Source organism: Intrasporangium sp. (genome assembly GCF_035688975.1).
In the GTDB taxonomy this organism is placed as follows: domain Bacteria; phylum Actinomycetota; class Actinomycetes; order Actinomycetales; family Dermatophilaceae; genus CALMNV01.
Window position 1 is genome coordinate 1 of sequence record NZ_DASSMH010000062.1, and the last position, 19,974, is coordinate 19,974.

Below are 19,974 nucleotides of genomic sequence, written 5' to 3' on the forward strand. Positions count from 1 at the left end.
CACCATCTTCCGGGACGGCGCGGCAACGTCGGCGCCGGCCTCTCACGAGACGCTCTCCGCCGCGCTGCGGGACCCGGAGACCCTCGTGTGGCTCGACCTCGAGGAGGCCGACAAGGACCACATCGCGTGGGTGGCGCAGGAGTTCTCGCTGCAAGCGACCGAGGTCGAGGATGCCCTGGCCCTGCATGAGCGGCCCAAGGTCTCCCGTCACGGCGAGCACGTCTTCTTCACGGCATACGCAACCTCCCTGCGCGACGGCACCGCGCCTCCGGACGGCGGGGACCGGCTCGAGCTCAGCCGGATCTCCGGCTTCGTGCTGCCCAGTGCGCTCATCACGATCCGCGACGCGGCGTTCCCCATCGAGCGGGTGCAGCGGTCCTGGGAGGACAACGCCGACCTGCTGCGCCATGGCCCCGTCGCGCTCGTGCACGGCCTGCTCGACGCTGTCGTCGACGGGCACTTCGAGACGATCCAGTGCTTCGACGACGAGATCGAGAGCCTGGAGGACGTGCTCTTCGAGGAGCGCCGCACGGGGCGGGGCTTCCTGCGGCGGGTCTACCGGGTGCGCAAGGACATCGTCGCGCTGCGCCGGGTCGTGCTGCCGATGCGTGAGCTCGTCAACGGGATGCTGCGCCACCACCCTCCGACCGGCAGCGAGCTCGACGGGTGGTTCGACGACCTCTACGACCACGTGCTGCGAGCCTCGGAGTGGACCGAGTCGCTGCGCGACATGGTGACCTCGATCTTCGAGACGAACCTCTCGCTCCAGGACGCCCGCCTCAACTCCATCATGAAGCAGCTCGCCGCGTGGGCCGCCATCATCGCCGTGCCGACCGCGGTCACCGGCTGGTTCGGCCAGAACGTGCCCTATCCCGGTTTCCAGCAGCCCGCCGGCCTGTGGCTGAGCGTCGTGCTGATCGTCGGGATGTCGATCGGGCTGTATGCGGTGTTTCGGCGCCGGGGCTGGATCTAGAGGCCGTATGCCGTCCACTTCCTCTTCGGTCGTGGTGCCCACGGGGACGCGGCTGTCGGTGGCGGCGCCCCTCTCGCGGGAGCGGTCCGTGGGGGGCCGACTTTGGGCTGGCGTGGCCGCCCCGGCCGGTTGGGGATTCCGCGCGGGGGTCCGCTATAGTTCCACGAGTTGTGCCCGGCCAGGTAGCTCAGTTGGTACGAGCGTCCGACTGAAAATCGGAAGGTCGGCGGTTCGACCCCGCCCCTGGCCACCACCCAAAACCGCAGGTCAGCGCTTTGCGCGGCCTGCGGTCGTGCATCCAGAGGGTCGTTGACACAAGTAATTGACACCAACGCGGGGCGGACAGCGGGGCCGAAAAGTGTCATGCCAGACGCTCCCTGAGCAGGCCCATTGCCTTGCGCTTCTCCTCCAGCGAGGTGTGCGCGTAGATGGTTATCGTGACGTCGATGGCACTGTGGCCGGCGATCTCCTGGACGATGTGCGGGGCCACCCCCCTCGTTGAGCAGCAAGTGACGCACGTATGGGCGCAGGTCGTGGAACCGCGGCCGCGGCTCGGGCTGAGCCTGCCCCGGGCGGATTCCAGCTACGGCCCGGGTCGGGCCGTCCCCTGGGATAAGAGAGGCGCTTTGTCGCTGACCTGCCCCGGGAACTCGGACACCGCCCAGAAAGCGCTCTAGGCCTCTGGTCGGACGACTCTCAGCGCTGGCTTGCTGGGTCGGCGAGGGTCGGCAGGCAGCCGACTCCACACCTGAGGTTCGCCCAATGCGACGGGATGTTGGGCGGCCGGCAGCACGTCCATGAACAGAGCAATCGTCTCGCCGATGCCTGTCGCAGCCGGAGCCACGATGCCGTGATGACGCAGCTGGTGCGCGACGAGCGCGACCTGTTGGCACTTGGCGTAAGCCTGGGGGTCATTCGTGGGTGAGGTGAGGTCCTGGATGGTGAGCCCAGCGCGGGCGCGCGCTCCGGCTGGACGCAGGTCAAGCAGATTGTTGACGTCGAGCGAGCATGTCACCAGAGTGCGTGGCTGGAGCGCGGCCAGGAATCGTTCTCGGTCGTCTACGGAGTCGAACTCGATGGGGTCGACCAGGTGGCGGTAGGCCTCCACGACAACGGACGCCGTTGGGCGTCCGAGGTAGAGGACTGGGAACCCGCATTTGGTTCCCCATCGCCCGTTGGCCTGTCGGCCCTCGAGGGCTCTTGCGGCGTAAGACGTTGCCACGTGGCGTTGCCACTCGCCGCGTTCGCAGGAGCGCTCCAGCTCCGCCAGGCGAGCGGCAAGGCCGTCCATGTCACATGCCCCCAACTATGCGCTGAACCTCTTCGAGGACCTCATCGATCTGGCCGGCACCGAGCAGGTCGAGCGGCCGCCGACCGTTCAGGTTGCGGTTGCGCGACTGGAGCCAGATGTGGATGCCCTCGTCGGTATACACCTCGCGCAGTTCGCCCACCAGGTACACCAGATCAAGGACGCGCCTGACCGCGTCCCCGCGGGGCTTGGTTTGACCGCTCGACCAGTTCTGGACCGTCCGCTCGGACGCGCCCACAGCCAGGGCGAAGTCACTCCGCGGGATCACCGTCTCGGTGACGTCGTCGACCAGCCTCATGAACGACACATTGTCTTGCTTAGCCATATGCGGGCTTGCCGTCTGCTTGATCTCCGCGCGGTTCACCATGCTGCAGATACTATGCCTCCGATCCTTCGTGTCAACTACCAAGGTACTTGCCGCTTGAGTTGCCTACAATGTTACGCTACTCCTGGGTAGTGCATCAGACGGAGGCATGGACATGGCTGAACTGCTGATCCGGGTCGGAACGCAGGATGCTGCGCTGATCGAACGCGTGTTGCAGGACAACGAGGCGCGCCCCGACCGGGTGGTCGTCGATGCGCACGTTGCGAAAGCGCAGCCACGGATCAGAGCTGTCGCGCTGGCGGCCGGAATCCCGTTCATCATCGATCCCCAGACGCACTACCTGCAGGACTACCAGCACCCGGCCGACCCGTGGGCATCACTGCCGTTCGCACAAGGCCACATCCTGACGCCGGCCGACTTGATGCGCCCGAAGGCGGCCGCCGACCTGGCCGCCGCTGTAATCGATTACCAGGTGGAGCACGACGCCACCGCGATCGTCCTCCCGTACGTGCACATCGAGAGAGTCGACCGCGGCTGGATACAGGTGCAGCGGGCGCTCTGGAACGCCTCCGCCGAACACATAAGGAAACAAGGGCTGCGGCTGCCAGCTATCGCCGTCATAGCCCTGGGCTGGCGGCTCCTCGACCGCACGACATGGCCGGAAGGACTGGCCCGCCTCCTTCGCACGCTGAAGCGCGTAGCTCCCACGGAGGTGGCCTTGGCTGCCTCCAAGGTCGACGCCGGGGTACACCCCGATGCCCGGCTGGTCACGATGATCGCCACGATCCGGCGCATAGCCAAGCTTGCCCCCGTCATCGCGTGGCAGCAGGGCGTCCTCGGTGAGGCCGCGGTGGCCGGCGGCGCCCTCGGATACGAGTGCGGCATCGGATGGCGTGAGCGCTGCGACCTTCCCTCCTCGATGAGCCAGCACCGGCGGCCTCCATCCGGGTTCGGACCGCGGCCCGTGTACCTGTCTGCGCTCGGACGGAGCCTGCCCAAGCGCTACGTCGAAGCCGTTATCGCAAACCACCGCCTCGCGGCCGAACTGACCTGCACGAACTTCTCGTGCTGCCCACAGGGCAGAGATGCCCTCCTGAGTGACATGCGAAGCCACGCGATCAGGGCTCGACGTGGGGCGCTGACCCGGGTGTCGGCGCCAGCGTCGCCGGCGTGGAGATGGCAACAGGTCGCCGCCGACGCCGAAGCTCGGCTCGACCTTGCGGAGCGGGTGAACAAGTACGCCGAACGCGCTGGACTCAACGTCAAGGTGCCGACCGAAACCCTTCGCGCAGTCCTCACAGTCGCCGACAACAGACGTCGTACCATCTCGCGTCGACCGGCTGCATGAGCTCCCGCCTCCGGAATGGTCGCCCGGACAACGCACCGATCGGTGGCATGCTGATCGCATGACAGCTGCTCCGATTCCGCGGACGCCTCCCACAGCGGTGCGATGTGCATTACGTCAGGAGGTCGGATTCGGCTGCCCGGTGGAGGATTGCGCGAACCCATACCTCGAGTACCACCACTTCGATCCGCCGTGGAGCGTTCAGCACCACCATGACCCGACTCGAATGATTGCGCTTTGTGCAACACACCATGCCAAGGCACATGCCTGGACGGTCGATCAGGTGCGCGAACTAAAGGCGCAAGGCATCCTGCGCGCGAGAGTCGTGCAGGCCGGTTCGAGTGGATGCGGGAGGACGTCCTCGCGGTCATCGGGGCCAACTACTACTACGAGACGCCAAACATGGTGGTCTTCAGAGGAAAGCCACTCATCTGGTTCGAGCGCGACGACAACAACCGGATGCTCCTGAACCTTGACATGCCAACCACGTCCGGGGAGCCGCGAACCCTGCTCGTCCGTAACGACTGGATCATTCAGGGAAAACCAAGCGACGTCGAAAGCCCACCGAGCGGCTCGAGCCTGCGAGTGCGATATAGCAACGGCGATGACGTGTCGGTTTGCTTCCGCGAGTGGGCTGACCCGCAGAGGCTGGGTGCTGCGCATCCTGTCGCGCTCCGACTCGACAGCGAACTCCGTTTTCCCCTGATCACGGCGGAGGTGGCTCTTGAAGTCGGCGGAACTGGCATGTCGTTTGGCCCGCGCGCGACCAGTCTGGGAGGCATCACCATGACGGACTGCGTCATGAGCCGGTGTGGTGCGGGGCTTGTATTCGGTTAGCCGAGTCCGAGCGCCGGCGCACGTATGCACTTATTTGCCACATTCTGCGCGGATCGCGGGCGGTCGCTTAGGCTCAAACCACTGAGGTTTTCTGGCTCATCACAGTTGAGGGTGTAGCGGGCCTCCGAGCGTCGGTGCCTTTGTAGCGGTCGAGGTCTCCGGAAGATCAAGGTTCCTACACCGCCCATCTGGAAGACCTCGACGTGCCTGACGCTACCTTCGCTCGCCCTGACCTGACCACCTCCACTCGAGCGCCACGGCTGGCTCTTGTCACGCCCCGTGACCACCGTCATGCTCGACAGGAGCACGAGGCGTGCTCTCCGTCTAGCCATGAACTGAGGTGGCGACCATGAACGAGGCGCCTGGATTGCGCGTGGATGCGCTCAAGCCCCATCTGAAAGCGATTCTCGACGAGGTGCGGCGCGCGGGACCAGAGGCGTCGCGAGACGCCAGGCGGATGATTGACGCCGAGTTCTTGGAACGCCGGAAGGCCGAGTACGGCGGGGAATTGGCGTCCGACAGTTCCGCCTCCGTGGCCATGTCGTGCGCCGGGTTGTACACGCTGTCGGCGGTCGCCCTCCAGATCTACCACGACACCGACGAGGTCCAGTACTTGCTTGACGCCGCGGACTACTATCTCGCCGCGAAGGCCCAAGGGTGTAACGATCACGACTGACGAGTGCGCGCTCGATCCGACCCAAGGCCACGGGCGCGCATATCCGGGAGCCCTAGTGAAGGGGCTGAGACGGAACGTTGTACGGAGTGATGACATTGATCTGAGACGGGATCGATTCGATAGGTCCGTCGATGGCGCCGCTCGCCTGCATGATCACCTGACAGGCTCGACGCATGTCCTGACGAAGGTCGTGGTGCAGCACGGCGGTGATCTTCCGGTCCTGGATCAGTGACAGGTTGTCTCGGTCCAGATCGTGCGCGATGAAGGCTCGGCACTCACGGTCCACGAAGTCGAAGGCGTCAAGAATGGCCCTGTTTCCGCCCCCGATGGAGTAGACCGCGGCAATGTCGGGATGCTGGCGCAGGATGGAAACGGTCTGGTTGCGCACGGCCACGTCGAGGCCGTCGGTGTCGGTGGTTTCGACCAGTGTGCGTCCACGTGCTCGCTCTCGCATCGTTGTCCGGAAGCCCATCTCGCGCTCTTCCTCACCGCGAAAAGCACTGCGGCTCAACGCCATCAGGATCGCGTCGTGGTCATTCGTGAGCCACTGGTCGAGGAGGTATGCCGCGGTCGCACCGGCCGCGCGGTTGTCGATGCCCACGTAGGCGACACGTTGGCTGAGGGGAATGTCGGTGACCAGGGTGACGACCGGAATCCCAGCGTCATGCAGCCGTCCGATCGCGTCGATGATCTCCGGCTCGTCCGGGGCCTTGAGGATGACTCCCATGGATCCGCGTTGGCGGATCCCCTCGAGAGCCTTGGCCAGCTCGCCCGGGCGCGCCGTCTCCCGGAAGTCGAACCTCGACCTCACCACCGCCGGCCGGAGCATGGGCAGCTCCAGTTCCAGCGCGGCCTTGACGGCGGCGGAGAACCGGTCAGGCGTCTGCATGACGAGGTCGACGAGAAACGTGCGGCCGGTGAGCCGAAGCTGGCTGCGCTGCCGGTCGAGATCGGCGATGGCCTGCGCGACGTTTGCCGCGGTGCTGGACCGCACACCGGGCCGCTTGTTCAGGACGCGGTCGACCGTCGCCTCGCTGAGGCCGGACTGGCGAGCGATCTCCCGGATCGGATATGGGTGCGGCATACACCCATCATGACGGATTGCTGAGGGGTGGCGCGACGCGTTCCTGCCCGGCACGCTCCTAGGTTGCCTCGACCGCGGCCTGATCTTGATGGGTTTTTGATGGTTGCCCACCGCTTGACCGGCGGCAGCGCCACCCGTCACGCTGAGACCACGTGACCGGCCTCGTGCGAGTGAACAGCCCAGCTGGTCCGCCCTCAACGACGACGGATGGAGTCCAGCGTGAAGCTGTTGATCGGTGGCCAGTGGGCCGAGGCCGCGTCGGGCCGTCGTGAGGATGTGACGTCGCCCTTCGACGGGTCGGTCGTCGAGTCCGTTTCCCTGGCGGGACTTGAGGATGTCGACGCCGCGCTCGCCGCGGCAGCCGAGGGGGCCAAGACGTGGCGGCGCACCCCGGCCCATCAGCGGATGCAGATCCTGTTGAAGGCTGCTGCCCTGGCTGACGAGCGGGCCGAGGCGATCGCGCTGACCATCAGCGCGGAGGCCGGCAAGGCCATCACCGAGGCGCGCGGTGAGGCGTCCCGCTCGGGTGAGCTGATCCGCCTGGCGGCGTTCGAGGGCACCCAGCTCTACGGCGACTCCTTGCCGCTGGACGCCAACCCGGGAACCGGGTTCGACAAGGTGGGCTTCACGGTCCGCCAGCCGGTCGGGGTGGTCGTGGCGATCACTCCGTTCAACTACCCCTCCCTGCTGGTGCTGCACAAGGTCGCGCCGGCCCTGGCGGCCGGGAACGCCGTGGTGCTCAAGCCGGCGCGCACCACACCGCTGACGGCTCTCGCGCTCGCGGCGTGCTTCCTCGACGCCGGCCTTCCCGAGGGTGTCCTGTCGGTGCTGACCGGCGCCGGCGGAGAGCTCGGCGACGCCCTGGTCGCGGACCCCAGGGTGGACAAGATCTCGTTCACGGGATCGACGGCCACGGGCACGCGCATCACTCAGCGGGCCGGGGTGAAGAAGCTCTCCCTCGAGCTGGGCGCTTCCTGCCCGGTGGTCGTGTTGCCCGACGCGGACATCGAGGCCGCCGCCGCCGCGGTCGCTCTCGGAGGGTTCGTCAACGCAGGGCAGGTGTGCATCTCCGTGCAGCGAGTGATCACCCACCCGAAGATCGCCGGCGACTTCCTCGACGCCCTGGTCCCGCGAGTGCAGCAGATCAGCACCGGGAACCCCGGTTCCGCCGAGACCCGCATGGGCACCCTGATCACCCCGCAGGAGGCCGAACGGGTCGAACGCGCGATCCACGCCGCCGTGCAGGATGGGGCCACCCTCCTGACCGGTGGAGAGCGCGACGGCGCCGTCATGACCCCAGCGGTGGTCTCCGATGTCGACCCCGACTCGCCGTTCAGCCAGGAGGAGCTGTTCGGGCCTGCGGTCGCGGTGTCGACGGCAGCGGACTGGCAGTCCGCGATCGCGCAGGCCAACGGCACGGCATACGGGCTGGGCGCCGGGATCTTCACCTCGGACGTCTCTGGTGCGGTGCGGGCCATCCGGGAGATCGACGCCGGCACCATCCATATCAACTGGACCCCGCTCTGGCGCGCCGACCTCATGCCCTACGGCGGCTTGAAGGGCAGCGGCATCGGCAAGGAGGGCCCGCGTTCCGCGGTCGCCGAGATGACCGATGTGAAGACGGTCATCCTGCACGGCCGTCCCTGGTAGCGGACGAGCCTGACCCCAAACGAATCTGGCGCCTCTGGCCGCGACCGTGGCGGTCTCCAGCCGCCTCCCGTTCTGCCCGAAATCCTTCCCCCAGAAAGAGCCCGGACGATGACCGCAGCACCCACCATCCGACTGACCGTCGCACAGGCCGTGGTGACCTACCTGTCCCGGCAGTACTCCGTCGCCGACGGCCAGCGCCGCCGACTGATCCCCGCCACCCTTGGCATCTTCGGTCACGGCAACGTGGCCGGCCTGGGTCAGGCGCTGGACCAGCTGAACGAGACGATGCCGTTCATCCAGGGCCGCAACGAACAAGCCCTGGTGCACGCGGCGGTCGGCTACGCCAAGCACTCCCGTCGACGCGCCACCCTTGCCGTGACCGCGTCGATCGGTCCCGGCGCGACGAACCTGGCGACCGGCGCCGCGCTCGCCACCGTGAACCGGCTCCCGGTGCTGCTGCTGCCGGGTGACACCTATGCCACCCGCCATCAGGGACCGGTGCTGCAGCAGCTGCAGCACCCGGTCGGTGCCGACCTGACCGTCAACGACATCTTCCGGCCGATCAGCCGGTTCTTCGACCGGATCACCCGCCCCGAGCAACTGCTGACCGCGTTGCCGGCCGCGATCCGCACCCTGGTCGACCCGGTCGAGACCGGCGCCGTGGTGCTGTCCCTGCCGCAGGACGTGCAGTCTCACGCCTATGACTTCCCAGCCGCGTTCTTCACCGAGCGGGACTGGGTGATCCGTCGACCCGCCCCGGACGCCGACGAGGTCGCCGCGGTCGCAGCGCTGCTCGCCTCGGCGAAGAAGCCCATCATCATCGCCGGTGGTGGGGTGATCTACTCCGACGCCACCGCCGAGCTCGAGGGGCTCGCCGCCGCTATCGGGGCGCCTGTCGCCGAGACCTTCGGCGGCAAGGGCGCGGTGCAGACGGCCGCGTGGTGGCAGGTCGGCGGCATTGGGCTGGAAGGAAGTCCGGCCACCAACACCCTGGCGAACGAGGCCGACGTGGTGCTCACGGTCGGGTCCCGGTTGACCGACTTCGCCACCGGCTCGCACTCGATCTTCGCCAACCCGGAGGTGCGCTTCGCCAGCATCAACGTCAACGTGCACGACGCCGACCGGCTGGGCGCCACCGGCATCGTCAGCGACGCCAAGCGCGGCCTCGCCGCCCTCACCGAGTCGATCACCCGGCTCGGCGTGCCGGCCGACCCGCAGTGGCGGTCCCGGGTCGAGGAACTTGCCGACGCGTGGGCGATCGAGCGGGCGGACGCACTTGACCCTGACCAGTTGTTCGACAAGGCGGCGGTCGACGCCGATTCCGATGTCGTCACCACGACGGACGCCGTCCTGACCCAAGGTCAGGTCATCGGTGTCCTGCAGGAACACGCCCGTCCCGGTGACGTCATCGTCGCTGCGGCCGGCGGCCCGCCCGGCGACCTGCAGAAGGTGTGGGACGCCACCGGCGGACGGACCTGCCACCTGGAGTTCGGGTTCTCCTGCATGGGCTACGAGATCCCCGCGGCGATGGGGGTCCGGATGGCGCACCCCGACCCCTCGGCCCGGGTCACCGCCTTCCTGGGCGACGGGACGTTCCTCATGGCACCCACCGAGCTGGTCACCGCGGCGCAGGAGGGCCTGCCCATCACCGTGGTGATCCCCGAGAACCACGGGTACCAGGTGATCCACCGGTTGCAGATGTTCCGCAGCGGCCGCGAGTTCGGCAACGAGTTCCGCTACCGCACGCGGCCGCTGGAGCTGGCCGACGCCGCCGAGGTGCAGGCGGCGGCACGCCTGGGCGGCGACTACCTGTCCGTCGACCTGGCGCAGGTCGCCGCCGGCCTGGGCGCCACCGCGTTGCGGGCCGACACCGCCGACGCTCTGCGCCAGGCCCTGGACGACACCCGCGGGCACCAGGGCACCGTCGTCATCGTGGTCCAGGTCATCCCGCACGCCGACCTCCCCGGCGCGGGGGTGTGGTGGGACGTCGCCCCGGCCGAGGTCTCCGAGGTCGCCACGGTCCCGCCGCTGCGCGCCGAGTACGAGCACGACCGCAGGACACAGCGGTGGTTCGGGTGAGCCCCACGCCTCCGAGCCCGCTGAACGGCGGAGCCCTGGCCCGGGCGGTGCGCAACGGGGACGCCACCGTGGGCACCTTCCTCGGCACCGCATCCGCAGTAACCGCCGAGGTCTGCGCCGCCGCCGGCTTCGACTGGCTGCTGCTCGACCTGGAGCACGGCGCAGGCGGCGAGGAGCAGGTCCGCGACGTCGTCCCCGCGGCCGGCGCGTACGGGGTGCCCACAGTGGTCCGGGTCGAGACCGATGCCCGGATCCGGATGGGCCGGGTGCTGGACGGCGGCGCCGCCGGGGTCATGTTGCCCCGCATGGACAATGCGCTGCAGGTCAGCCAGGCGCTGACCCATCTGCGGTTCCCGCCCCGCGGCGACCGTGGGGTGGCCACCTACAACCGCGCCTGCCGGTTCGGACTCGACCCCGGCGCCCTGGACCGGGCCGACGAGGAGATCCTCGTCGTCGCCCAGATCGAGTCGGCTGCCGCGGTCGCGGCCGCCGACGAGATCGCCGGTCTCGACGGTGTCGACGTGCTCTTCGTCGGCCCTCGGGATCTCAGCCACGACCTCGGGGTCCCCGGGGACACCACCGCCCCGGCCTTCGTCGAGGCCATCGAGAGCGTGCTGGCTGCCGGCCAGCGCCACGGCAAGGTCTGCGGCCTGCTCGTCAACGACGGCGCAGCCGCGGCTCAACGCCTCGAACAGGGCTGGAGCTTCGTGGCCATCGGCTCCGACTCCACCCTCCTCGCGGCGGCCGCCCGCGCGGCGCTGGGCCAGGCCCGCCAGCCGCACCCCCTCCACTGAACTCCTCTGGAAGAAGGCACATCGTCATGGTTGGACGCGTCACCGACAAGGGCATCACCGAGCTGGGTGTGGGCCTCATCAGCGTCGGCTGGATGGGCAAGCTGCACAGCCGCGCCTACCAGGCCGTGCCGCTGGTGTATCCCGAGCTGAACATCCGGCCGCGTCTGGTGCATGCCGCCGACACCGCCCCTGACCGGGTCGACTACGCCCGCGACGTCCTGGGCTACGACAAGGGCAGCACCGACTACCGCGCCGTGCTCGCCGACCCCGACGTCGACGTGGTCTCCATCTGCGCACCGAACCTGCTGCACCGCGAGATCGGTATCGCCGCGGCCCAGGCCGGAAAGCCCTTCTGGATCGAGAAGCCCGTCGGTCGCGATGCGGACGACACCGCCGCGGTCGCCGCGGCCGCCGCCGCGGCAGGTGTGACGACCTCCATCGGCTACAACTACCGGCACGCACCCGCGGTGGAACGCATCCGCGAGCTGATCGCGAACGGCGAGCTGGGCCGCATCACCAACGTCCGAGCAGTGTTCTTCAACGGGTACGCCTCTGAGCCCAACGGCGCGCTGTCCTGGCGCTTCAAGAAGGACCTCGCGGGCAGCGGTGCTCTCGGTGACCTGCTCAGCCACGTCGTCGACCTGATGCAGTACGTCGTCGGCCCGATCAGCGACGTCAGCGGGCTGCTCTCCACGGTGCACCAGCAGCGCCCGATCCTGCCGATGGGCCAGGCCACTCACTTCGCCGTGATCGAGGACGGCGAGCTCGGTGACGTGGAGAACGACGACTACGCGGCAGCCCTGGTGCGGTTCTCCGCGGACTCACCCGGCGCCGGCGCCGTCGGCACCCTCGAGGCCTCCCGGGTCATCGTCGGCCCCCAGTGCGGGCTGGCGTTCGAGGTCTACGGCACCGAGGGATCCGCGTCCTGGAACTTCGAGCGGATGAACGAGCTCAAGCTGGCCCTGGGCCGCACGGGCCCCAACCAGGGGTACGCCACCATCCTGGGCAACGCGTCCCAGGGCGACTACGCCGCGTTCCAACCGGGCCCGGGCAACAGCCTGGGCTACGACGACCTCAAGGTGATCGAGGCCAAGAAGTTCCTCGTCGCCGTCACCGGCGGGGAGCAGCGCAACTCCACCATCGAGGAGGCGCTCGCCGACGCCGAGGTCATCGCTGCCGCAGCGGCGTCAGCCATAGACGGGCAGTGGCACCACGTCCCGCCGGTTCCGGGGGCCACCTTCGGTCACGACCGGCACCCGGTGGTCAGCCATGCCTGACGTCGCCGATCTGCCGGTGGTGGTCGGCCTCGGCCCCGTCGACCCGGACCTGGTGGGCCCGGTCCTCGGTGGGCACTGCCGGTTCGTCGCGGACCCGACCGACGCGGATCTGGCACAGGCGCAGGGCGCCATCGCCCGGGCCGATGCCCTCGTCGACCACGAGCTGCTGGCTCGCACCCCGAACCTGCGGGTCGTGGCGCGCACCGGAGTGGGCGTCGAACGGGTCGATCTTGACGCCGCCACCGCCCGAGGCATCGCCGTGGTCATCACCCCGGGCGCCGGCACCACCGCGGTCGCCGAGGGCGCCATCGCCATGGCCCTGCATCTGGTGAAACGCCTCGGACGCCTCACCACCCTGGTGCGATCAGGCCACTGGGAGGCCCGCGGCAGCGTCTCCGTCGGTGACCTCGCCGGCTCGGTGCTCGGGGTGGTCGGCTATGGCCGCATCGGGCAGCGGGCGGCGTTCCTGGGCACCGCGCTCGGCATGAAGGTCCTGGCCTACGACCCCGGCAGCGAACCCCCGGCCGAGGTCCGCGGCGCGGACCTGCGAGACCTGGTCGGCCGCAGCGATGTGATCACCCTGCACCTGCCGCTGCTCGAGTCGACCCACCACCTAGTCGGGCCCGAGCTGCTGCGTCACGTCAAGCCCGGAGCCATCCTGGTCAACTGCGGTCGCGGCGGACTTCTCGACCTCGATGCGGCGTATGCCGCGTTGCGGGACGGCCGACTCGGCGGGGTGGGACTCGACGTCTTCGACCCCGAGCCTCCGGAGCATCACCCGATCTTCGACCACCCCGACGTCGTGCTCACCCCCCATCTGATGGGGTTGAGCCGGCGGGGCACCGCAGCCACGTTCGTCGATGCAGCGCAGGGCATCCTCGATGTGCTCGCCGGCCGCAAGCCCGCCGCGGTCGCAAACCCCGGCTGGGAGCAGCCGGCAACCCCGACGATCACCTCTCTGGAGACGACATGAAGGACCTGCTCACAGGCAAGGTCGTGCTGGTCAGCGGCGGCACGCAGGGCCTCGGCGCCGGCATCGCCCGGGCCGCCGCCCGCGAGGGCGCCAGCCTGGTCCTGTCCGGCCGCAACACCGACCGCGGCGAGGCGGTTGCCGCGCAGCTGCGGGACACCGGTGCCGACGCGCACTTCGTCCGCGCCGACATCGGCGACGTGGCGCAGGCTCAGGCCCCGGTCGCGGCGACCGTCGAGCGGCACGGGCGAATCGACTGTCTGGTCAACGCAGCCGGGCTCACCACCCGGGGCACGATGCTGGACACCACGCCCGAGCTGTTCGACCAGCACATCGCGGTGAACCTCCGAGCGCCGTTCTTCCTCATGCAGGCCGCGATCACCGACATGAAGCACCGGGGCGAACCAGGCACCATCGTCAACGTCATCTCCATCGACTCCCACGGCGGCCAGGCGTTTCTGGCGCCGTATGTTGCGGCGAAGGCGGGACTGGCGGGACTGACGAAGAATGCCGCCCACGCCCACCGCTGGGACCGGATCAGGATCAACGGCCTCAACATGGGGTGGTCGGCCACCGAGGGCGAGAACATCACCCAGCAGCAGACGCACGGCGCCGGCCACGACTGGCAGCAGCAGGCCGCGGCAGGGCTCCCCATGGGCAAGCTCGGACAGGTCGACGAGATCGCCGACTTCGTCGTCTTCCTGCTCTCCGACCGCAGCGGCGTGGTCACCGGGTCGGTCATCGACTGGGACCAGAACGTCATCGGCGGCCTCGGCTGATCGAACCCGTACTCACCATTCTCTGCCCCCAGCCCCATTGAGGAGAACACCATGCGCCTTGGCCTGATCGGTCTCGGCAGGATCGGCTCGTTTCACGCCGACACCTTGTCCCGACTCCCCGCCGTCGACTCGCTCGTCGTCACGGATGCCGTCCCCGCCACGACCAAAGCGGTCGCGGAACGGGTCGGTGCGCAGGTGGCCGACACCCCCGAGAGCCTCATCGGCAGCGGGGTCGACGCCATCGTCATCGCCGCCGCCACCAACGCTCACACGCAGCTGATCAGGGCCGGGGTCGACGCAGGAATCCCGGTGTTCTGCGAGAAGCCGCTGTCCGGCGACCTCGCGGAAGCGGCGCTCATCGCCCGATACGTCACCGACAGCGGCATACCGGTGCAGGTCGGCTACCCGCGCCGCTTCGACCCCGCGTTCAGCGCGGCCCGGGCCGCGGTGGCAACCGGGGAGCTCGGCTGGGTCCACACGGTGCGGTCCACCACCTTGGACCCTGCGCCCGCCCCCCGCGAGTACATCGAGACCTCCGGCGGGATCTTCCGGGACTGCAGCGTGCACGACTTCGACACCGTCAGGTGGGTCACCGGCCGCGAGGTGGTGGAGGTCTACGCCACGGGGAGCGCCAAGGGTGCCGACTTCTTCGCCGAGTTCGGCGACGTCGCGACAGCTGCCACGGTGCTGACCTTCGACGACGGTGCCACTGCCGTGGTGTCGAACACCCGGTACAACGCGCGCGGCTACGACGTCCGACTGGAGCTGCACGGCACCGATGACAGCGTTGCCGCTGGCTGGAGCGACACCACTCCCCTGCGCAACCTCGAGCCGGGAGTCACCTGGCCGGCGGGCCCACCGGCCACCTTCTTCATGGACCGGCTCACCAGCGCCTTCTACGCCGAGCTCGAGGTGTTCACCGAAGTCGTTGCGGGGCAGCGCAAGTCGCCGTGCACCGTCGATGACGCCCTGGCCGTTGCCTTCATCGCAGAGGCCGCCACCCTGTCCCTGAAAGAGCACCGTCCCGTGCAGATCGACGAGGTAAGACAGCCATGACCGACCCCACCCAGCCCGCAGGTCCCCCTGCGGCCACCACCCAGAGCAGGATCGCCGGCGCACCCATCTCCTGGGGAGTCTGCGAGGTGCCGAACTGGGGCTACCAGCTGACCCCGCAGCGCGTGCTCGCCGAGATGCAGGACGTGGGCCTGTCCGCCACCGAGCTCGGTCCGGACGGCTTCCTCCCGGCTGACCCCCAGCAGATGGCCACGGTGCTCGCGGCCCACCAGCTGACCGCGGTCGGTGGCTTCACGCCGGTGCTGATGCACCAGCCCGGTCACGACCCGCTGCCCGAGATCAGCCGGATCCTCACCGGCTACGACGCCACCCATGCCGAGGTGCTCGTGCTGTCCGCGGTCTCGGGGCTCGACGGCTACGACGCCCGGCCGACCCTGGACGAGGACGGCTGGCGGCGACTGCTGGACAACCTGGACCGGATCACCCGCCTGGCGGCAGAGCACGGGGTGCGCGCGGTGCTCCACCCGCACGTCGGCACCATGGTCGAGTCCGGGCCCGAGGTCCAGCGGGTCCTGGAGGGATCCTCCATCGCCCTGTGCCTCGACACCGGGCACCTGCTGATCGGGGGGACCGACCCGGCCGAGCTGACCCGACAGTCGCCGGACCGCGTCGCCCACACCCACCTCAAGGACGTGGACAACAGCATCGCGCAGAAGGTTCGCGCCGGCCGGCTCACCTACACCGAGGCGGTCGCCCAAGGGATGTACCGGCCCCTGGGCACCGGGGACGTCGACGTCGCCGCCATCGTGACGACGCTTCAGGGCAATGGCTACGACGGGTGGTACACCCTGGAGCAGGACACCATCCTCACCGAGGAGCCTCGTGGCGAGGGGCCGGTGCACGACGTACGGATCAGCGCCGACCACGTGCGCACCCTGATCAGCGCCTCGTCGGCACCCGAGTGAGGGACACATGGAACCCCTGAGGTTGGGCCTCCTCGGAGCCGCCCGCATCACCGACCTGGCCATCGTCAAGCCCGCGAAGACCACCGGCACCCGGCTGGTGGCCGTGGCGGCCCGCGACCGCGCGCGCGCCGCCACGTTCGCCGAGGCCCACGGCGTCGAGAAGGTGCACGAGTCCTACCTCGACGTCATCAACGACCCCGACGTGGAGGCCGTCTACAACCCGTTGGCCAACAGCCTGCACGCGCCGTGGAACCTGGCCGCACTCGCGGCGGGCAAGCACGTCTTCACCGAGAAGCCGTCGGCCAGCAACGCGGCGGAGGCGGAGGCGGTCGCGGCTGCGGCCAACGGCACCGACCGGCAGTTCTTCGAGGGGTTCCACTACCTCTGGCACCCGCTGGTGGAGCGACTCCACGCCATCCTCGCCAGCGGCGAGCTCGGTGAGCTGCGGCACGTCGAGACGGTGATGGACATGCCGGCCCCCGACGCCGGTGACCCCCGCTGGTCCCTGGAGCTGGCCGGAGGTGCCCTCATGGACCTCGGCTGCTACAGCCTGCACTCCATGCGCATCCTGGCCCCGTTCGCCGGGGGCGAACCCGAGCTGGTCAGCGCCACCGGGGGCGAACGGCAAGGCAGCCCCGGCGTCGACGAGTGGCTGACCGCCGAGCTGCAGTTTCCGAGCGGCGTCACCGGCACCGCCGGTTGCAACATGGCCAGCGACCACCACCAGATGAGTCACCGCCTGGTCGGCACCTCCGGGGAAGCGGTCATCAAGGACTTCGTCAACCCGCACCACGACGACCGGCTCGTCGTCACCACCCGCACGGGCAGCCGCACCGAGCACCTGGGCAGACGCTCCTCCTACACCTACCAGCTCGAGGCCTTCACCAGAGCGGTGCGCACCGGCGTGCGTGCCCGCACCGACGCGACGGATGCCGTCAAGACGATGCGCCTGATCGACCAGTGCTACGAAGCAGTCGGCCTGCACCCGCGGCCGGCCCACAGCGACGCCGAGAGTGACCACCGATGACGACGAACACCGACGAGCTGATGGCGACCTGCTGGACCAGCGCAGGCGACGCCGCGTCCGACCGGCCCGACCTGCGCAGCCCGCTGACCCTGCGCGAACGGATCGAGGCCGCGTCGTCGGCCGGCTTCTCGGGCTTCGGGCTGCTGTCGGACGACCTCCCGGCCGCCGTCGCGGCATACGGACTCGGCGGGATCCGCACGATGCTCGCCGACAACGGGATCGTCCACCTCGAGCTCGAGGGGATCCCGTACTGGTGGGACGACGGAGCCCACCGACAGGAGTCAGAACGCGTGCGGCACACCATGCTTGAGGCCGCCGAAGCCCTCGGCGCCCGTCACCTCAAGGTCACCCCCGACGGCGACGACGCCCCATGGGACCGCGGGCACTGGGCCGAGAAGTTCGCCGAGCTCGCGGCCCAGGCGCACGACGTCGGTGCCCGACTGGGGATCGAGTTCTTCCCGTGGTCGAACATCAAGACGCTGCACGACGGGCTGCGGCTCGTCGAGGACGCGGGCCACGAAGCGGGGGGTGTCGTCATCGACACCTGGCACATCGCGCGGGCGCACACGCCAACGGCCGACCTCGCGTCGGTGCCACTGCACCGCATCATCGGCGTGGAGCTGGACGACGCCGACGAGGACGTGGTCGGGACGCTCTTCGAGGACACCGTCCATCGCCGGCGGTACTGCGGCGAGGGCACATTCGACCTCACGGGCATGATCACGGCGCTGCGGACCGCCGGGTGGAACGGGCCCTGGGGCGTGGAGATCCTGTCCGAGGAACACCGGTCCACGCCCGTCGAGCAGGCGCTCGCCCGGGCCGCCGAGAGCGCCCGCACCGTGCTGGACCGCGCCACGTAGCTGAAGCGGTCGCCGGGACGAGGGGTCAGGCGGAGCCAGCCCTCACATCCTCACTGTCGAAGTGCAGGACTGCGGTGCTCACGTCGTCCTCGACGAGGTCGGTGTTGATGGCGATGGCTGCGGCTGACCCTTCTCCTGCGGCGGTGATGACCTGGGCGCGAGGGTTCGCCACGTTCCCGGCGACCCACAGGCCCGGAAGGCTGGTGGCGCCGTTGGGTCCGGTGACGACCCAGCCGTGCTCGTCGAGGTCGCAGCCGACATCGGCCAGCAGGGCGTGGTTGGGTACGAAGCGAGGCGGCACGAACAAGGCTTGCCGGGGGACGGTGCGGCCGTCGGCCATGGCAATCGCGGTCAGCTTGCCGCCCTCGACGACCACGCGTTCAACGCAGCCCTCGATGATGCCGATGGCCCTGACGACCAACTGGGAACGCTCCGCCGCGGTCAGCGTGCTCTCGGGGACGAACAGCACCAGGTCGCGTGTCCACTGCCGCACGATCTGGGCGTACCGAACGCTCTCGGGACCATTCCACAACACTGCGAGTTGCTGGTCCCGCACCTCCCAGCCGTGGCAGTACGGGCAGTGCAGGACGTCCTTGGCCCACCGTTCGGCGAGGCCGGGGACCTCAGGCAGTTCGTCGCGCAAGCCGGTGGTGACCAGGACCTTGCGCGCCTTGACCCGGTGCCCGTTGTCGAGGAGGGCCTGGAAGCCCGCCGGCCCGCAGGGGAACAGCTGGCTCACGGTACCGGCGGTGATGGTGGCGCCGTAGCCGGTCACCTCAGCCCGGCCCGCCGCGAGCAGCTCGGCTGGTGGCATGCCGTCGCGGGACAGGAACCCGTGCATGTGGGCGGCGGGCGCGTTGCGTGGGGCGCCCCCGTCTACGACCAGGACGGTGCGACGTGCCCGGGACAGGACCAGGGCGGCGGAGAGGCCGGCAGCTCCGCCGCCGATGACCAGGACGTCGTAGGTGTGCATGCGAGCACTGTGACCCCGTCCGGAGGGCGGTGCAATCATTGTTGCTGTTCCTGAAAAGTAGTGGGACCTGTTCGGCCCTCAGGGTGAACGCGTCCCAGTGACCGACGCGGCCTCGACCTCGTGCCTTCGCACCGTTGCCTGCCCGGAGGTGGGTCATCGAGGCGGCTGGGTCGCGCGTCACCTGTGCCGCCAGCGCTGCAGGCGCTGACGGGCAGCCTGGACGACCCGCTCGTAGCCCGGACGGGTCTTGGGCCAGGTTCGGCCTGACGACCGTCTCGCAGGCAGCCAAGACGCCACACGCTTGTCGGAAAGACGAGGCGCCGTTAGCCGTAGTGGTAGCGGCAGGCGGCGATTCTGACCTGGTCGGCAGAAGCCTTGTACACGAGGCGGTGTTCATCGGTGATCCGCCGGGACCAGTAGCCTGCGAAGTCATGCTTGAGCGCCTCGGGTTTACCGATGCCCTCGTTCCCGTTGCGCTGGATGTCGGTCAGGAGCAGGTTGATCCTCTTGAGGACCCTGCGGTCCTGTGCCTGCCACCAGAGGTAGTCCTCCCAAGCGTTCTCGTCCCAGACGAGCAGCACGTCAGTCGGTCTCGACCAGGTCGTGCGCGTCGCCGCGACCAGCCTCCAGACGTTCCATGGCATCAAGAAGGCGTCGCGCATTGGCCGGTGAACGCATCAGGTATGCCGTCTCGCGAAGAGACTCGTAGTCCTCGAGGGAGACGATGACGACCGGCTCGTGCCCCGCGCGGGTGACAATGACTTCCTCGCGGTCGTTCACGACGCCGTCGAGTACCTCGGCGTAGCGGGCCCGGGACTCTGTGTAGCTCATCGTCTTCATGGCGACCTCCTGTACGGAAAAATGTACGTCAGGACGCGACGCACCGCAATGGCCCCTCGCTGGCGATTCACTGGTCGGCCGAGGCGGAGGTCGACGACGGCAACTTGTGCCCGCGTCGACCCCAAGACACGAGAACCGACCTGGCCGCGGTTCCCGGCTCCTGACCGTGTCGCTACCCTGATCACCCTGGCGTCCAG

The 19,974-nt window shown here is 69.0% G+C and carries 21 protein-coding genes and 1 tRNA gene; 15 read left to right on the top strand and 7 right to left on the bottom strand.

Annotated elements, in window-relative coordinates:
* Together VFJ94_RS06325 and VFJ94_RS06330 are read left to right on the top strand one after the other, a co-directional pair.
* The coding region (locus tag VFJ94_RS06325) for a magnesium transporter CorA family protein (protein WP_325003350.1) at positions 1 to 973 on the top strand (973 nt) is incomplete at its 5' end.
* Between the two features lie 176 nt (positions 974 to 1,149).
* Positions 1,150 to 1,226: transfer RNA gene (locus VFJ94_RS06330), tRNA-Phe, on the top strand.
* A gap of 108 nt (positions 1,227 to 1,334) precedes the next feature.
* Here VFJ94_RS06330 and VFJ94_RS06335 read toward each other — a convergent pair.
* The 3 genes from VFJ94_RS06335 to VFJ94_RS06345 all read right to left on the bottom strand — a co-directional run bounded on the left by VFJ94_RS06335 (position 1,335) and on the right by VFJ94_RS06345 (position 2,649).
* Positions 1,335 to 1,463: a hypothetical protein gene (locus VFJ94_RS06335; RefSeq protein ID WP_325003351.1), complete on the bottom strand. Its 129-nt coding sequence runs from the start codon at positions 1,461 to 1,463 to the stop codon at positions 1,335 to 1,337.
* 183 nt (positions 1,464 to 1,646) lie between these two features.
* A complete protein-coding gene (locus tag VFJ94_RS06340; RefSeq protein ID WP_325003352.1) occupies positions 1,647 to 2,264 on the bottom strand; it encodes an RES domain-containing protein in 618 nt (205 codons plus the stop codon).
* A gap of 1 nt (position 2,265) precedes the next feature.
* Entirely contained in the window at positions 2,266 to 2,649 is a 384-nt protein-coding gene (locus VFJ94_RS06345; RefSeq protein WP_325003353.1) for an antitoxin Xre/MbcA/ParS toxin-binding domain-containing protein, read from the bottom strand.
* A 112-nt stretch (positions 2,650 to 2,761) separates the two neighbouring features.
* Between VFJ94_RS06345 and VFJ94_RS06350 the strand changes: the two genes are divergently transcribed.
* The 3 genes from VFJ94_RS06350 (at position 2,762) to VFJ94_RS06360 (ending at position 5,465) form a co-directional block, all read left to right on the top strand.
* A complete protein-coding gene (locus tag VFJ94_RS06350; protein WP_325003354.1) occupies positions 2,762 to 3,955 on the top strand; it encodes a hypothetical protein in 1,194 nt (397 codons plus the stop codon).
* Between the two features lie 342 nt (positions 3,956 to 4,297).
* Positions 4,298 to 4,789 carry a hypothetical protein gene (locus VFJ94_RS06355; RefSeq protein WP_325003355.1) on the top strand — a complete coding sequence of 164 codons (492 nt, stop codon included), beginning with the start codon at positions 4,298 to 4,300 and terminating at the stop codon, positions 4,787 to 4,789.
* Between the two features lie 349 nt (positions 4,790 to 5,138).
* Positions 5,139 to 5,465: a hypothetical protein gene (locus VFJ94_RS06360; protein WP_325003356.1), complete on the top strand. Its 327-nt coding sequence runs from the start codon at positions 5,139 to 5,141 to the stop codon at positions 5,463 to 5,465.
* A 52-nt stretch (positions 5,466 to 5,517) separates the two neighbouring features.
* Here VFJ94_RS06360 and VFJ94_RS06365 read toward each other — a convergent pair whose 3' ends face one another.
* The gene (locus VFJ94_RS06365) at positions 5,518 to 6,549 is read right to left on the bottom strand and encodes a LacI family DNA-binding transcriptional regulator (protein WP_325003357.1); all 1,032 of its coding nucleotides are present in this window, start codon (positions 6,547 to 6,549) and stop codon (positions 5,518 to 5,520) included.
* Between the two features lie 219 nt (positions 6,550 to 6,768).
* Between VFJ94_RS06365 and VFJ94_RS06370 the strand changes: the two genes are divergently transcribed.
* The 10 genes from VFJ94_RS06370 (at position 6,769) to VFJ94_RS06415 (ending at position 17,964) form a co-directional block, all read left to right on the top strand.
* Positions 6,769 to 8,199: an aldehyde dehydrogenase family protein gene (locus VFJ94_RS06370; RefSeq protein WP_325003358.1), complete on the top strand. Its 1,431-nt coding sequence runs from the start codon at positions 6,769 to 6,771 to the stop codon at positions 8,197 to 8,199.
* 108 nt (positions 8,200 to 8,307) lie between these two features.
* Positions 8,308 to 10,278 (top strand): 3D-(3,5/4)-trihydroxycyclohexane-1,2-dione acylhydrolase (decyclizing), encoded by a 1,971-nt coding sequence (gene iolD / locus VFJ94_RS06375; protein ID WP_325003359.1) that lies wholly within the window; start codon positions 8,308 to 8,310, stop codon positions 10,276 to 10,278.
* Positions 10,275 to 11,072: an HpcH/HpaI aldolase family protein gene (locus tag VFJ94_RS06380; RefSeq protein ID WP_325003360.1), complete on the top strand. Its 798-nt coding sequence runs from the start codon at positions 10,275 to 10,277 to the stop codon at positions 11,070 to 11,072. Before iolD ends, VFJ94_RS06380 begins: the two co-directional genes overlap by 4 nt.
* A gap of 26 nt (positions 11,073 to 11,098) precedes the next feature.
* Positions 11,099 to 12,349 (top strand): Gfo/Idh/MocA family oxidoreductase, encoded by a 1,251-nt coding sequence (locus VFJ94_RS06385; RefSeq protein WP_325003361.1) that lies wholly within the window; start codon positions 11,099 to 11,101, stop codon positions 12,347 to 12,349.
* On the top strand, positions 12,342 to 13,322 hold the full coding sequence (locus VFJ94_RS06390; RefSeq protein ID WP_325003362.1) for an NAD(P)-dependent oxidoreductase: 981 nt from the start codon (positions 12,342 to 12,344) through the stop codon (positions 13,320 to 13,322). The genes VFJ94_RS06385 and VFJ94_RS06390 overlap by 8 nt, the downstream gene beginning before the upstream one ends.
* A complete protein-coding gene (locus VFJ94_RS06395; RefSeq protein WP_325003363.1) occupies positions 13,319 to 14,098 on the top strand; it encodes an SDR family oxidoreductase in 780 nt (259 codons plus the stop codon). The genes VFJ94_RS06390 and VFJ94_RS06395 overlap by 4 nt, the downstream gene beginning before the upstream one ends.
* A gap of 51 nt (positions 14,099 to 14,149) precedes the next feature.
* On the top strand, positions 14,150 to 15,154 hold the full coding sequence (locus VFJ94_RS06400) for a Gfo/Idh/MocA family protein (RefSeq protein WP_325003364.1): 1,005 nt from the start codon (positions 14,150 to 14,152) through the stop codon (positions 15,152 to 15,154).
* The gene (locus tag VFJ94_RS06405; protein WP_325003365.1) at positions 15,151 to 16,077 is read left to right on the top strand and encodes a sugar phosphate isomerase/epimerase; all 927 of its coding nucleotides are present in this window, start codon (positions 15,151 to 15,153) and stop codon (positions 16,075 to 16,077) included. Before VFJ94_RS06400 ends, VFJ94_RS06405 begins: the two co-directional genes overlap by 4 nt.
* A gap of 7 nt (positions 16,078 to 16,084) precedes the next feature.
* Positions 16,085 to 17,104, top strand: a complete 1,020-nt coding sequence (locus tag VFJ94_RS06410; protein WP_325003366.1) for a Gfo/Idh/MocA family oxidoreductase — start codon at positions 16,085 to 16,087, stop codon at positions 17,102 to 17,104.
* Complete coding sequence (locus tag VFJ94_RS06415; protein ID WP_325003367.1) at positions 17,101 to 17,964, top strand: sugar phosphate isomerase/epimerase family protein; 864 nt, start codon at positions 17,101 to 17,103, stop codon at positions 17,962 to 17,964. The genes VFJ94_RS06410 and VFJ94_RS06415 overlap by 4 nt, the downstream gene beginning before the upstream one ends.
* Before the next feature lie 25 nt (positions 17,965 to 17,989).
* Here VFJ94_RS06415 and VFJ94_RS06420 read toward each other — a convergent pair whose 3' ends face one another.
* The 3 genes from VFJ94_RS06420 to VFJ94_RS06430 all read right to left on the bottom strand — a co-directional run bounded on the left by VFJ94_RS06420 (position 17,990) and on the right by VFJ94_RS06430 (position 19,777).
* On the bottom strand, positions 17,990 to 18,976 hold the full coding sequence (locus VFJ94_RS06420) for an NAD(P)/FAD-dependent oxidoreductase (protein ID WP_325003368.1): 987 nt from the start codon (positions 18,974 to 18,976) through the stop codon (positions 17,990 to 17,992).
* Positions 18,977 to 19,260: 284 nt separating this feature from the next.
* Positions 19,261 to 19,518: a Txe/YoeB family addiction module toxin gene (locus VFJ94_RS06425; RefSeq protein ID WP_325003369.1), complete on the bottom strand. Its 258-nt coding sequence runs from the start codon at positions 19,516 to 19,518 to the stop codon at positions 19,261 to 19,263.
* A 1-nt stretch (position 19,519) separates the two neighbouring features.
* The gene (locus VFJ94_RS06430; protein ID WP_325003370.1) at positions 19,520 to 19,777 is read right to left on the bottom strand and encodes a type II toxin-antitoxin system prevent-host-death family antitoxin; all 258 of its coding nucleotides are present in this window, start codon (positions 19,775 to 19,777) and stop codon (positions 19,520 to 19,522) included.
* Positions 19,778 to 19,974: the final 197 nt, after the last annotated feature.